The organism is Fictibacillus terranigra, assembly GCF_030412265.1.
GTDB classification, from domain to species: domain Bacteria; phylum Bacillota; class Bacilli; order Bacillales; family Fictibacillaceae; genus Fictibacillus_C; species Fictibacillus_C terrinigri.
In genome coordinates this window covers 142,715-156,159 of sequence record NZ_JAUHLN010000006.1, presented here as the reverse complement: position 1 = coordinate 156,159, position 13,445 = coordinate 142,715, and the positions used below count along the sequence as shown (strand labels likewise).

15 protein-coding genes are annotated in these 13,445 nt (G+C 43.5%); 8 read left to right on the top strand and 7 right to left on the bottom strand.

All coding sequences use genetic code 11. The annotated features are described in order from the left end of the window. Nucleotides 1-57: 57 nt before the first annotated feature. Nucleotides 58-885 carry an HAD family hydrolase gene (locus QYF49_RS22240; protein WP_290401790.1) on the top strand — a complete coding sequence of 276 codons (828 nt, stop codon included), beginning with the start codon at nt 58-60 and terminating at the stop codon, nt 883-885. Between the two features lie 129 nt (nt 886-1,014). Next, nucleotides 1,015-2,313 (top strand): M48 family metallopeptidase, encoded by a 1,299-nt coding sequence (locus tag QYF49_RS22235; RefSeq protein ID WP_290401789.1) that lies wholly within the window; start codon nt 1,015-1,017, stop codon nt 2,311-2,313. A 30-nt stretch (nt 2,314-2,343) separates the two neighbouring features. On the opposite strand, the gene motB is transcribed toward QYF49_RS22235, so the two are convergent. Next, nucleotides 2,344-3,129 (bottom strand): flagellar motor protein MotB, encoded by a 786-nt coding sequence (motB, locus tag QYF49_RS22230; protein ID WP_290401788.1) that lies wholly within the window; start codon nt 3,127-3,129, stop codon nt 2,344-2,346. Continuing rightward, on the bottom strand, nt 3,113-3,898 hold the full coding sequence (motA, locus tag QYF49_RS22225) for a flagellar motor stator protein MotA (RefSeq protein WP_290401787.1): 786 nt from the start codon (nt 3,896-3,898) through the stop codon (nt 3,113-3,115). The genes motB and motA overlap by 17 nt, the downstream gene beginning before the upstream one ends. Before the next feature lie 253 nt (nt 3,899-4,151). Between motA and QYF49_RS22220 the strand changes: the two genes are divergently transcribed. Both QYF49_RS22220 and QYF49_RS22215 read left to right on the top strand, forming a co-directional pair. Then, nucleotides 4,152-4,724: a TlpA disulfide reductase family protein gene (locus tag QYF49_RS22220; RefSeq protein ID WP_290401786.1), complete on the top strand. Its 573-nt coding sequence runs from the start codon at nt 4,152-4,154 to the stop codon at nt 4,722-4,724. Nucleotides 4,725-4,906: 182 nt separating this feature from the next. After that, complete coding sequence (locus tag QYF49_RS22215; protein WP_290401785.1) at nt 4,907-6,343, top strand: ATP-binding protein; 1,437 nt, start codon at nt 4,907-4,909, stop codon at nt 6,341-6,343. 131 nt (nt 6,344-6,474) lie between these two features. Here the strand turns inward: QYF49_RS22215 and QYF49_RS22210 are convergent, their stop codons facing one another. Next, complete coding sequence (locus QYF49_RS22210) at nt 6,475-7,155, bottom strand: CAP domain-containing protein (protein WP_290401784.1); 681 nt, start codon at nt 7,153-7,155, stop codon at nt 6,475-6,477. Between the two features lie 98 nt (nt 7,156-7,253). Beyond that, entirely contained in the window at nt 7,254-7,790 is a 537-nt protein-coding gene (locus QYF49_RS22205; protein WP_290401783.1) for a histidine phosphatase family protein, read from the bottom strand. Nucleotides 7,791-8,064: 274 nt separating this feature from the next. Here QYF49_RS22205 and QYF49_RS22200 point away from each other — a divergent pair, with 274 nt between their 5' ends. Next, nucleotides 8,065-8,706, top strand: coding sequence for a hypothetical protein (locus QYF49_RS22200; protein WP_290401782.1), 642 nt, complete (start codon nt 8,065-8,067; stop codon nt 8,704-8,706). Between the two features lie 185 nt (nt 8,707-8,891). On the opposite strand, the gene QYF49_RS22195 is transcribed toward QYF49_RS22200, so the two are convergent. The 3 genes from QYF49_RS22195 to QYF49_RS22185 form a co-directional block, all read right to left on the bottom strand. Next, nucleotides 8,892-9,893, bottom strand: a complete 1,002-nt coding sequence (locus tag QYF49_RS22195) for an NAD-dependent epimerase/dehydratase family protein (RefSeq protein ID WP_290401781.1) — start codon at nt 9,891-9,893, stop codon at nt 8,892-8,894. 12 nt (nt 9,894-9,905) lie between these two features. Continuing rightward, nucleotides 9,906-10,160 carry a hypothetical protein gene (locus QYF49_RS22190; protein ID WP_290401780.1) on the bottom strand — a complete coding sequence of 85 codons (255 nt, stop codon included), beginning with the start codon at nt 10,158-10,160 and terminating at the stop codon, nt 9,906-9,908. A gap of 111 nt (nt 10,161-10,271) precedes the next feature. Then, on the bottom strand, nt 10,272-10,856 hold the full coding sequence (locus QYF49_RS22185; protein ID WP_290401779.1) for an ArsR/SmtB family transcription factor: 585 nt from the start codon (nt 10,854-10,856) through the stop codon (nt 10,272-10,274). Nucleotides 10,857-11,048: 192 nt separating this feature from the next. On the opposite strand from QYF49_RS22185, the gene QYF49_RS22180 reads away from it, so the two are divergent. From QYF49_RS22180 to cls, 3 genes are all read left to right on the top strand, one after another. Beyond that, entirely contained in the window at nt 11,049-11,504 is a 456-nt protein-coding gene (locus tag QYF49_RS22180; RefSeq protein WP_290401778.1) for a MarR family winged helix-turn-helix transcriptional regulator, read from the top strand. 126 nt (nt 11,505-11,630) lie between these two features. Then, nucleotides 11,631-11,810 carry an asparagine synthase gene (locus tag QYF49_RS22175; RefSeq protein WP_290401777.1) on the top strand — a complete coding sequence of 60 codons (180 nt, stop codon included), beginning with the start codon at nt 11,631-11,633 and terminating at the stop codon, nt 11,808-11,810. 87 nt (nt 11,811-11,897) lie between these two features. Then, nucleotides 11,898-13,400: a cardiolipin synthase gene (gene cls, locus QYF49_RS22170; protein WP_290401776.1), complete on the top strand. Its 1,503-nt coding sequence runs from the start codon at nt 11,898-11,900 to the stop codon at nt 13,398-13,400. The last annotated feature ends 45 nt before the right edge of the window (nt 13,401-13,445 follow it).

The window sequence follows — 13,445 nt, the reverse complement described above, 5'->3', positions numbered from 1 at the left end:
GAGCCGTTTTACTTCCACAAATAGTGAGCTTACAATAGAGAGGAAAGGAGTGTTACCATGCGTGAAATGATAGAAAAAAGCAAGCTTTTAGTCTTTGATTTGGACGGTACTCTCTATGAGGACACAGATCATTTTGATTATTATTGCAGCCTGCTCCAGCAGCGGGCAGATGTCTCGATACAAGAAGAGTTTTATAACGCGTATGAGGAGATGAAACAGGGGAGTCATCCTGTTGCCATCGGAAAAGTGTATGACTTGAAAAAAGATGCGGCTCTGACCGTTGATCCGTTGACACTGCAAGTAACAGCTGCACATCTTTGGGATGGAACACCAATTGACGAAGAAACCTTGAAGAGGGAGTATTCTGGAGAACTTACATATGATTTTGAACGCTTTATTGCGATTGGAGACGGATGGTGGCTTCCCTATGTCACTGCCATGCATTATGGACTGAGCCAGCAGGATACATGGGAGTCCTACAATGCGACAAAGGTTTACATGGTCAGTGATGAATTCTCTTTGACGAAAACCCCGGGATTGAAGGAAAGCCTTCAGAGGCTACAGAGGGAAAAACATCTTGTTCTGATGACAAACAGTGAAAAAGATGATGTGCTCCGTCTTCTCCGTGAACTGGAGCTGGATGAGCTGTTTGATGAAATTTTTTCTTCTTCTCGGAAACCTGTAAAGACCAAAGAGATTTTGAAGGCGATCATCTCCAAATATAAGGTGAAGCCGGAAGAAGCAGTCTCCATTGGCGATAATTTTATCAACGAAATTGCACCAGCCTTGCTGATGGGTCTAAATGCTGTTTACATACAGCCGAATGGCTGCGATCTCCATCATGACAATCTTTATATCGTTCCAACGCTGGAACAGGCTTTTTAATGTCGGGCTCGAGCGCTTGTCGGACCTGGACAAGAGCTATTGCTTTTCTTTCAAAAGTTCTTCTTTTTTGTTCTAATTCGGACAAAGTTACCTAAACTAGGAATAGGATGTCCGTAAGGGGGAGAGCGTGTGAAAAAAACTTTTTTGATCGCTGTTGGCTTCATGCTGTATGCAGCCGCCATGTGGTATTACTTAATCCATGGCGCTCAGACAGATCTGCCGGTACAGTTTCGCGGATCTGCTGCCGATCCTACCATGTTTATGAATGAAAGGCAGCTCAAGCTGAGCTATGATTTCTCAAGAATAAAGGATTGGATCTACTTTTTGTCTGTTCCGCTGGAATGGCTGATCTATCTGATCGTTTTAGGGTTTGGTCTATCGAAGAGAATGAGGGGCGCTGTGAAAGAAGTCACCCGTTTTTCATTCATCCACACAGCCTTGTATGTCCTCTTGCTGTCCTTTATAAGCTGGATTTTGACCTTCCCGCTTCGATATTACAGCTATACGATCTCCAGAGATTATCACATCTCCGTTCAGCCCTTCAAGGGATGGATGAAAGACAGTTTGATCGACTTTTGGATGGGATGGTTATTTACGGTATTAACTGTAGTGGTTATTTACTTTTTTATCCGTAAAAGCAAGAAGAAGTGGTGGCTGTATGCGTGGCTTATCTCCATTCCGTTCACCATTTTTTTATATTTCATCCAGCCTGTTGTGATTGATCCGCTCTATAACAAATTCTATCCTTTAAAGGACCAGGTACTGAAGGAGAAAATATTAACACTTGCCGATCGGGCGGATATACCGGCTTCCAACGTGTATGAAGTGAACATGTCAGCGAAGACCAATTCCCTGAATGCCTATGTAAATGGCATAGGGTCAAATCTGCGAATTGTATTATGGGATACGACGATCGATAAACTGAACGATAAACAGGTTTTATTTGTGATGGCCCACGAGATGGGGCATTATGTGATGAAACATCTTTATCAAAATCTAATTGGTGCCATCATCCTGTCGTTCTTTGGCCTTTTCCTGGGCAGCAGGATATATTCCTGGGCGGTCTCAAAGTGGGGCAAGCAATGGGGGATAAAAGGCATAGGGGATATCGCAGGCCTCCCTGTTCTGCTCTTGATTTTCAGCCTGTTATCATTTGCAGCTGGACCTGTTGAAAATGCAGTTTCCCGTAAAGCGGAGAAAGATGCCGACCGGTACGCGATTGAGATGACAAAGAATCCGGATGCAGCGGTAGGGGCCTTCCAGCAGCTGACGATCTCGGGACTTAGCGAAGTGAATCCGCCAAAGCTCGTGAAATTCTTCTTATACGGCCACCCTACAATGCTCGAGAGGATCACCTTCCTGGATTCCTATCGCCAAACATACGAACCAAATGAACGGGAAAAAGCAAATAAGCAAAACGGCCAGTAAAAAATAAGAGGATGAGCCTCGGCTCACCTCTTATTTTGCGTTTTCAAGACTGTAGTTGGGAAGGACAAGTACTTCGACCCGCCTGTTTTTCGCTTTGCCTTGAGCTGTTTTATTAGTGGCCCTCGGCCGGTATTCTCCATACCCGCTTGCGCTAAGCGTTTTGGGAGAAAGATCAGGGTTTTTCATCATGATCTGCATGAAGTGGATCGCACGCATGGCGCTCAGTTCCCAGTTTGATTTGTATTGAGACGTCTCAATTGGCACATTATCCGTATGTCCTGCGATAATAATGTTTCTGGGGGGATTGGTGACGAGGAGCTTGGACAGATTCCTGCCGATACTCACTGAATCTGTCTTCACGGTCGCACTTCCTGAATCAAATAGAGCATTATCCAAAATCGTGATCAATAGACCATTTTCCGTCAGTTTCGTCTGCAGGCTTTTTGATAGGTGCTTGTCTTTAATAAAACTGTCAATTTTCTTTTGAACCTTATGCAAAGATTCCAGTTCTTCTTTCGCTTTCTCCATCCGTTCCTTTTCCTGAATGGATAACTGTACGAGATTTTCCTTTTTAGGAAACGGAGTGGATTCTGGAGGTGAAATAGGAGACTGTTCTTCCATCACTCCGCTTCCGCCGGAAAACTGGCTGCGGAACGTATTGGCCATCTGTTTGAACTTGGATGCATCCACTTCACTCATGGCGAAAAGAACGATGAACAGTGCCAGAAGGAGAGTCAGCATGTCTGAGTAGGGGATAAGCCAGGATTCATCTACATGGTCATCATGTTTTTTCTTTTTTCTAGTCAAGACTGACACCCTCTTTTAGTCTTTCCCGCTCGCTCGCGGGGATGTAGGTTAAAAGTTTCTCTTCCAATATTTTTGGCGATGTTCCATCCTGTATGGATAAGAGGCCTTCGATCATAATTTCCTTTAGCATGATTTCATTCTGTGATTTCCGTTTTAATTTATTAGCGAAGGGATGCCAGAGGACATACCCTGTAAATATTCCAAAGAGAGTTGCGATAAATGCAGCAGAAATGGCATGGCCGAGGGCTTCGATATCATCCATGTGGCCAAGAGCAGCCACAAGTCCGACAACCGCTCCGAGTACACCTAACGTGGGTGCATACGTTCCGGCCTGCGAGAAGATGCCCGCATTGCTGAGATGGCGGTCTTCCATCGTTTCCAGATCCTTTATGAGAACATCCTTAATAAATTCGGGGGACTGCCCGTCGACAATCATTTTGATCCCCTGTTTTAAAAAAGGGTCGTCGATCTCATCCGATTTTGACTCAAGTGCAAGCAATCCTTCCTTTCGGGCGATCGTTGCCCATTCAATAAATATTCCGACCAGTTCTGCCTTGCTGACCATCTTTTGTTCTGTGAATAATATCTTAAACAGCTTGGGCAGTTTCTTTACTTCGTTTAAAGGAAAGGCAATCATGATGGCAGCGGCCGTTCCTGCAAAGATGATCAGCAGTGCTGCGGGATTGAACAGCGAAGAGATGGCAACCCCTTTTAGTACCATTCCTACACCAATAGCAACAATGCCAAAGACTAAACCAATCACCGATGTTTTATCCATATTATATTCATCCTCGCTTTTTGCTGAATTTAAAGATACATTTCTCGTTTGGGCTACACTTATATATCGGCGGTCCTCATCGTATTTTTATAGGAACTTCATTGTCAGGCCGCGTATTTCTAGAATTCAGCGCCATTCAAAACCCTGTTTCCAAACGTTATCTTAATAACGCTGTTGATTACGTAGGACAAAGTGTGGATCAATAGGTATAATGACAGTAAAACGATTCAAAAAAGATAAAGAGGCAGGTTCTATGAAAATAAGACCATTTATCATCGTACTCATCCTTCTTGGATTAATCGGGCTCGCACTGTGGACATCAAAACAGGAGACAGGTCCGACCAAACAGACAGCATCAAAGAGTACCTTCAGCACAGTGCAGCAGAACGGGCGTACAGGATTGAAACCGGGCAACAAAGTGCCGGATTTTACAATGACGGCATTGAACGGCCAAAAGATCTCGATCCAGGATCTGCGGGGTCAAAAGGTGATCCTTAATTTCTGGGCGACCTGGTGTCCGCCCTGCCGAAAGGAAATGCCTGATATGCAAAAAATCTTTAGTACATATGAAGATAAAAATTTGAGCATCCTGGCTGTGAATTTAAGATATACAGAAAAGAGTACGGATTCGGTTTCTGCTTTTGTAAAGGAACGAAATGTGGCATTTCCCATCCTTCTGGATCAGGATGGCAGGGTGAGCAAGAAATTCCAGGCCGTTTCCCTTCCTACGAGTTATTTGATTGACTCCAGAGGCATTATTCAAAAAAAAATCATTGGACCTCTTTCTCAGGACCTTATGAGAGAATTTGCGAAAAAAGCTAAATAAATCAACCCCTCCGTGCTCAGTAGAGAAGGAGGGGTTTTTCTGATTATCATAGGATTTTACTACTAGTATTTCACAGCCAAAAATTAGGCATTTTGCATAATAGGAATATCTTACCTTTTATCGAATATATCAAGGATGGAAAGCGTACAAAAATCCAACTATGGAGAAAAGGGGTATACACCATGGTTGAACAATTCTTAGTGAAAATGATGAAAATGCAGAAGCCTTTTGAACGTCCTCAAGGGGACGACTCACAGATTCATACATTGGAACTCAGTCCAGTTCACCTTTTCAGAATCAAAAGAAAAGCTGCCGGAAACTATGTTGTCACACACTCCGAGGGAAAGCTTCCCAACGATACCAGGTTACATGCTGCAGCCTCAGAACGCCCTCTAAGTGATCTGATACCTCTTAAAACCATTCAGCATTGGACCGCTTATCTTGAAAGTGCCTTCAGCGGCCGGCCCTGCATTTTTGAAACGCATGATAGGGAGCGTTCGTTTCAGACTGTACTGACTCCTATGTTTCAAGATGGACAGGTAATAGAAGTGGCAGGCACTTCAATGGATTGCACGCTCGAAACAAGATCTCAAGAAGAATTGATACTCTACGCGCATAAATACAAAGAAATATTTAATCATACACTCAATCCTATTCTATTGCTGAATAACAGCAGAGTCATTCTCGAGGCTAATGCGGCCGCGCTCGAGGCACTGGGAATTCCACGAAGGGATATGAACCTCAACCGGCTGGATTCCTTTATCTGCAAAGAAGATGAAGGTGAATTATCTCTTAATTGGGACCTATTCATGCTCGATCCAAGCCTCAAATGGGAGTTTAAAGCAGTCCTGGGGGAAGAAAAAAGGCTGATGGAATGTACAGGCAAGAAAGACATACTTCCTGGGGTTCATCTGTGTATTTTACAGGATGTAACCGATCGGAGACAGACAGAAGAACGCCTTCGAAAAGCAGAAACCTTGAATGTGGTCGGTGAAATGGCGGCAGGAGTCGCACATGAAATACGCAATCCGCTCACCAGCCTTAAAGGGTTTATCCAGCTGCTGCAAAATGAGAGCAAGGCACATGAGGCTTATTATTCCATCATTTTAAATGAAGTGGACCGTATCGAATATATTATCAAAGAATTCCTGCTTCTTGCCAAAACTGACCGCCAGCATATTGAAAAAAGCAGTCTCGTGGTCACCTTGAAAGAAACTGTCTCCTTGCTGCAGACCCAGGCCATCCTAAAAAACATTGAGTTGGAAGTGGAGATTGAGGATAATATTCCCGATATCGATTGCGATCCTTTTCAGATCAAACAGGTGTTTATCAATTTAATAAAAAATGGGATTGAAGCGACAGATGAAGGTGGAACCATATTTATTAAAGCTTTCCGTACTGAAAAAAACCAAGTCCACTTCTGCTTTACGGATAATGGTAGCGGGATGCCAAACCAAGTACTGGACAGAATCGGCAAACCGTTCTATACCACGAAAGAAGAGGGAACGGGATTAGGGCTCATGGTCAGTTATAAAATTATTGAAAACCATAAAGGAACCGTACGTGTTTCAAGTGAGGTAGGAAAAGGTACAACCTTTGAAGTGATTCTGCCGATATGAGCAGGGGAGGAGAAAAGGAAAAAGAAAAACCATTTTGCCTTAGCAGCGATTGTGCGGGCTTTTTTGGTTGTGTGTGGAAACGCGAAATACAGGCAAGAGGCACCCTGATGGGGTGCCTCTTGTTAATATGATCATCCAGTGAATTCTTGGACAAACATTTTACCATATTTTCCGCCGTCAACGATCCCGATACCGACTTTTGTGTAGTCAGATTTTAGGATGTTTTCACGGTGTCCTGGAGAATTCATGAGTGAAGTGTGAGCTCCGTCTACTGAAGAGTTTCCAGCGATGTTCTCACCAGCTGTTTGATATTGGATGCCAAACTTTTTCATCATGTCGAATGGAGAACCGTATTTTGGTGAATTGTGATCGAAATAGTTGTTGTCGATCATGTCTTGTGCTTTTACGCGAGCCATTTTAGTTAGTTCCATGTCAACCTGAAGTGGTTTAACTCCAGCTTTTTCGCGCTCTTGGTTCACTTTGTCGACCATTTGCTTTTCGTCAGCTGTTAATTGTCCTGCTGCAGCATCAGATTTTGGCGCTTCGCTTGCTTTTTGCTCTTGTGGAGCGGGTTTCGTTTGAGTTTTATCTTGTGCTGGAGCTTGTTGTTGTTGCTCAACATTTTGAGTTTGAACATTAAACCCTTGTTTCTTAAGAGATTCGATCAATTTATTTATATCAGCACCTGATTGGCCTTGTTGCGGCTGTACTTGTACATTTCCGCTTTGCGGGCAATCTTGCGCGTGAGAGATTCCTGCGTTAGCACCGAATAGAGATGCACCTAAGATTGAAGCTACTATTACCTTTTTCATGGATGAATGACCTCCTGGTTTTTGTATAGTGATATTAGCTACAACACAGGTTTCGCCCTTGGGTGTCCGCGGGTGGGGGTGTGGAAAGAACTACCAGTTTATTCCCAAATTCTTTGGATACGCACCTCTTCCGTTACGGTCACTTCATACACATCCGGGTTTGATAGGGCTCTCCAATCCGAGAATCCGATCCGGTTATCAAAGATCTTTAATAATAGGGTCATTAAATTGCCATGGGTAACAAGAACAGTACATTGAAACGGCGAGGCCAAAATCTCTTCTATTAGCGGCTTAACCCTTTCTGTCGCCTGCTGATGGGATTCTCCGCCTTCAAGAACGATTGCAAAATCATTAAAGGATTGCTCCAGAAGCTCCAGCCAGTCCGCCCGTTCGACGGATGACAGTATCCTTTCAGCCAAGCGCTCATCGGTTTCAATAGGAAGTTCTTTGATTTTAGCCAGAAGTTCAATGGAATCAACGGCTCGTGTAAAGGGACTTGAAATGATGCGGTCAACGGGTTTGGCCATTAAAAAATTCTTGAGTTCGCGCGATTGCCGCAAACCCTCATTGGTCAGTACTGCATTTCTTTCCTGGCCATTGGCTTTGCAATGCCGGACGATAAGGATTGATTTCATGCTCGTTCCTCTTTCTGTGATATTTAGTTCGTAACCCTTTAACATTCGAGACCTTTAAACCGGATTCCTTTCACGAATAATGTAAAGAAGGAGTTTTGAGCGAGGTTATGGATCCTTGAGGGCATCAGCTTTTCTTGATCCAGCTTCAGCAGGCAGAGCCTTGGCCGCTTCGCTCTCACGCCTCAACACAAAAAGCGTGTTGTTGCGTGAGACCTCCACCGTCTATCGGCTCTAAACACCTGCTTCAGCTTTTCTAACTAGAAAGGAGTACAGTATGTATCCTGAACTTAAGCAGTTTAATCAAATGAGCAAGGAATATGATGAACGTATAAAAGAGGCCAATGAACGATGGAAGATCTTACATAAGCAGAAGGAGATGGCCTCTTCAGAGTATGAAAGCCTGCTGGGCCAGTATGGAAGAAGAAATTCGCGTGTCAGTATGGAGGAATTGCATGAGAGCAAGGATGAGTATCTCAGGCTGATGGCGAAGGAACGGGATGCGATGGAACATCTGGATGAGCTCAAGGAAAGCAGACGGTACAGAATGAAGGATTTTGTGGATACTCTTCAACAGGGAAGAGACCGTGAAGTAGGTGCCGCGGAAAGAACCATGAAGAAAAAGATCGAGGAAATGCATCGATTGAAGGCAGAGTATTTAATGATTGTACAGCAGATCCATCAGATTAATGAGTATGTTAAGGATATCGAAGAATCGACCCTTCAGGCTTTTCAGTCGATGGACACCCGGTATCAGCAGAGAACAGATTACTCGATCTATCCGGCTTTAGCCAAAATGGAAATCAGCCACCGTGAAATACAGCAAGTATTTACCGCTGGAGATCTCCCTTCTGAAATGTCGAAATATACCGATCCATATTCATCATTCCAGCTGATTAGAAATGAAAAAAGGCCATAATCAATAACGATTATGGCAAAGGCCGAACGCATGATGAAGAATTGGGGTGGGGAAGAGCTTTTTCTGCCGGAGAGACCCGGCAGGAGAGAGTGACATTCTCTACATTCTTATGATATGCATAGAAATAGCTGGAGTCTGGACAAGTGCCATGGGGAAGCCGCCCGATTTTTCTTTTTTTTACGGAATCAAGAATGTGAAGCCGACCTGGTATGCCATTCAGACAGCAATTCTTTCTCACGATCTGCGGATAGACCAGCTTTATAATCACCTGTTTTGATATTTCTTTTCTGATCCCATTTCAAAGTGTCCATAATGGTCTCCTGGATGCTTCGGAAAGTGAGCCCTGAATCGATGGCTTTGTCATTGTTTATATGCTGTATTCCGATGAACTCCTTTGAAGAGACCCACAGCGGAAGTTCAATCCATTCGTCCACTTTCTTCTCTTTTAAAAATGTTTCCTCAGCCCAAACCAGCCTGCCACGAGAATTGGTGATGGAAAGGCAGGCTGTCAGGACTTCGCCCATCTTGTAATCATCTCCCACGGCATTGAATACCCCCGATGCTTTTTGCTCCACCATCGAAGTCACCCATTCAGCCAAATCTCTTACATCGATAAATTGAACCTGTCTGTCGGGTTCGGCAGGTGCAAGTATTTCTCCTCCTCTGGCTGCTCTAGCCGGCCAATACGTAAACCGGTCAGAATAATCGTGAGGTCCGACGATCAATCCAGGGCGTATGATCAATGTCGAAAACTCTCCGTAAACCGTTTTGACTTTTTTCTCACAGGCTGCCTTTAAAGGGCCATAGGTCTCGCCATTTATTTCTTCTGTGTACGGGTCATCCAGTGTACCAAGTTCACTTTCTTCTGTCTGATTTTTTTCCTCCATGCTTTTATAGGCGGATACGGATGAAATGTACGTATAATGGGGAACGGACTCCTTAAGCGATTTTGCCATCCGTTCCACCTGCCTCGGAAAGTATCCGCACGTGTCCACAACCGCATCCCACGAACCTCCCATTAATGGTTTCAGGTCACGGTCTCTGTCTCCAACCAAGGTCTGACACTCAGGGAATGATCCAGAATTCGATCCTCTGTTAAAAAGAGTAACTTGATGGCCTTTCTGTAAAAATGAAGCGGTCAAATACCGACCTACAAAACGAGTACCTCCGACGATCAAAATTTTCATTGTAGCTCCTCCTTAAGTGGTTTTACGAAATACGGGCAATTTCCAAAGCACAATAAAGTTTACGAGCAGCAAGGAACAGGCACCGCCAAACATGCTGGAAGAAATGGGGACGCCATTTGAGAGAAAGAATGAGGTCACGGCATATGAAACAGGAGTTAACCCTAACGAAGCCATGGTGAGCAGCCCTGAAAGCCTTCCGAGCATCGAACGGTCAACTAGTTGCTGAAAGATAGAAACGATGGGGATATTCGTTGCCGGAAAGGTCATTCCGATGAGAAACTCCCCACATAAGCAAAAATTTCTTTTGGCTGAAAAAGGAAACCGGGGCTTCCGCTTGTTCTTTTCTAACTAGCGCCTCTGCCATGATGACGCACTCTCCTATTCGTCAGGGTATTCGGTTTCTTGAAACGGAAAAGCTAGAAGAAGCATGTGATAAAGTTCACCGTCTTTCTGCCGGTTTTCTTTAAATGTCCGGATCAGCGTCTGCAGCTCTTTGGCTTTTTCTTCGAACTCTTTGATTTGAGATTCATTTAGATACAATTGGTCATAGCCAAATTTAATTTGCTTCCACTCTTCAAATAAAGAGCTGTTCACTCTTCGCAGATAACTTTTTGTCTTATCAAGGGAAATGAGGACATTCTCTCTTAGCGTGTCGGACAATTCTTCTTTTACATCTTCCTTATGCTGTTTCAAAATATTTTCAACCGAAAAATTTCGAGCGATCGGACGGTAGAACTTTTGGATGATCCCGTTTTTTTCTTCGGTTTTTTGCACAGAAATCAATCCAACACGTTCCAGTTCCTTTAGATGATAATGTATTTTAGGAGCTGGAACCTCGAGGATGGCAGCAATCATTTTGCCTGTTCTCGCTTCATCCGTAATCTCCCACAGAACTTTCAGACGTAGAGGATCACTCAATACTTTCAGCTGCTCGACATCTTCCAGGTAATACGTTTCTTTCATGTTCTCCTCCTTTTGAACGTTCAGTTTATCTTGAACGTTACAATAAAATATTAGCTCATATCGTTAAAAGTGTCAATTTCATCCATATATGCCATTTGACCTAGGGAACCTAATTTTCTAAAAAATAAATTTCCAATGTTTAGATTTTTTAGTATAATGTTATTAGTTCATAAAGTTGGAGGATTCTATTAAATGAAAATAGAAGGACTAAAGGCATATGTTGAAAAGCTGGAAGTGGCTCATTATATACTGTCTAAAAGTTTGCATCCGGAAACGACAGGTGAAGGAGATCTGACCAGAACTCAATACATTTTGATGAGAATGCTGTCTGTTAGAGACCGCTGGACCGTTACTGAACTTGCTGAAATGCTCGAAGTGAAGCCGAGTGCTGTAACCGTGGCAGTTGACCGTCTTTATAAAAAGAATTATGTACAGCGCTATCGCAGTGAGGCGGACCGGCGAATTGTTTACTTGGAGCTTTCCGAGACAGGGCGAGCCATCTTGAATGAAGCAGAAGAACGGCGGATGGAAAGCATGGAAAATTTATTGAGCAAACTTTCACAGCAGGAACTGGAGATGCTCATTACCATTTACGGAAAGTTCGGAAAGGGTACAGCACAAAGTGAAGAGCTGACGTTCACTCCATAAACACAACGGATGATTTTGCTCCGTTGTGTTTTTTTGATTTTTTTGTATGACGAGTTCGAATGGAAATATGTCATACTCCTGCTGAAGTTGAAAATACTAAGGATATTCAGATAAAGGAGGGATTTTATGTTTAGAAGGGAAGGGTTAATTCCCACTGTTTTAGGAACGGCTGTAAGCTTGGCTTCCTTTTCCTTCGCGAACTCACGAAAGTATTCTTCGTTTTCTAACATTCTGCTTGGGTTTGGACTTGCACACATCGTACTTGGAGTCATCGACCTGTTTGAACATAACGAAGACGAATGGTAAGAGGGAGAGGCTTTCTCCTTCTTTTTAGTTTAATGGACTAAAATTACGGGAATTTTAGTTGAAAACCAAGCAGTGGGAGAATGGACCATGAAACTGATTCGTGAATTTATATTTGTCCTTGTAATGATTGCGGCTTTGTATATTAACTTCTTTTCAGATATGGGATCATATTGGAAGTGGGGGAGCGCCGCTGCTTATTTCTTGATCCTTTTTATTACTGCTTATTCCCTTTTGCTCGAGAACCGGACAGCGCAGCATACGCTGGTGTGGATCTATGCTTTAGTGTTCTTTCCTCTTTTCGGTTATATTTTTTATCTGTATTCCGGCCAGCTCTACTTAAAGGGCCATCTATTCAAGAGTAAACGTAAACATGACAGGGAAGAATTGCAGCTGCTGGCTAAAAGAGAACAGAAACCGGACTGGTCTTTGTTTAATGAGCATCAAGCGTGTTTTTCGAAATTTGCGCATAATGTGACGATGACCTTTCAAAACAGTGCGACCCAAACAAAAATTCTTAAGAACGGGCAAGAGACGTTTCCCGAGATAAAACGCCGGCTGCTGGAAGCCAAAAGATACATACATATGGAATACTACATTTTCAGATCGGATCGGCTTGGAAAAGAATTGATTGATATATTGATCCATAAGGCAGAAGAAGGGGTAGAAATCCGTTTTTTATTTGATGCACTCGGAAGCCTGGGGCTCTCGTCACAAGAAATCGAACGAATGAAAAAAGCCGGTATTCAGGTTCATCCATTCCTGCCGATTAAATATGGATTCTTTAATCAAAAGTTTAATTTTAGAAATCACCGAAAGATCATCGTTATTGACGGAGCAGTAGGATTTGTTGGTGGACTGAATGTAGGGATCGAATATTTGGGTGAAGATCCGAATTTTGGTTTTTGGAGGGATACCCACATGGTTATGGAGGGTGAAGCCGTTCAGACGCTTCATGCCGTGTTCCTGCTGGACTGGGATTACGTTTGTGAAGAATACCTCCTTGAACATGAGGAGTACACTAAGCCGGTTCCTGTGACAGGGGATGGTGCGGTTCAGGTGGTTCCCAGCGGACCGGATACCCAGGAAGGCATCATGAGTGATCTGTATTATTCCCTCATATCCTGTGCAACTAAATCCATATGGATTGCTACTCCTTATTTTGTTCCAAATGAAGCCATCAGAACCGCTTTAAGGATCGCTTCACGTAAAGGGGTTCAGGTTAGGCTGATGGTGCCAAAGATCAATGACGGATTTCTGACACAGTATGCCACAAGATCGTATTTTCCTGAATTGCTGCGAAGCGGGATTGAAATTTATTCCTATAAGAAAGGGTTTCTGCACCAGAAGGTTATTATCGTGGATGGGGACATGGCATCCATCGGTACAGCGAATATGGACATGCGGAGCTTTCACCTGAACTTTGAAGTCAATGTTTTTTTAACGGGAGCCTCCTCGATCAGGGACCTGGTAGAACACTATGAAGAAGATATGAAAGAAAGTGAAAAGGTTCGGCCGGTCGGTTTTTATAAAAGAGGACTTTGGGAACGGACAAAGGAATCTTTTGCCCGGCTGTTTTCGGGTGTTCTGTAAGAAACCTTGTACTAACTTTCCTATCCAGTGAATACGTTTTATCAT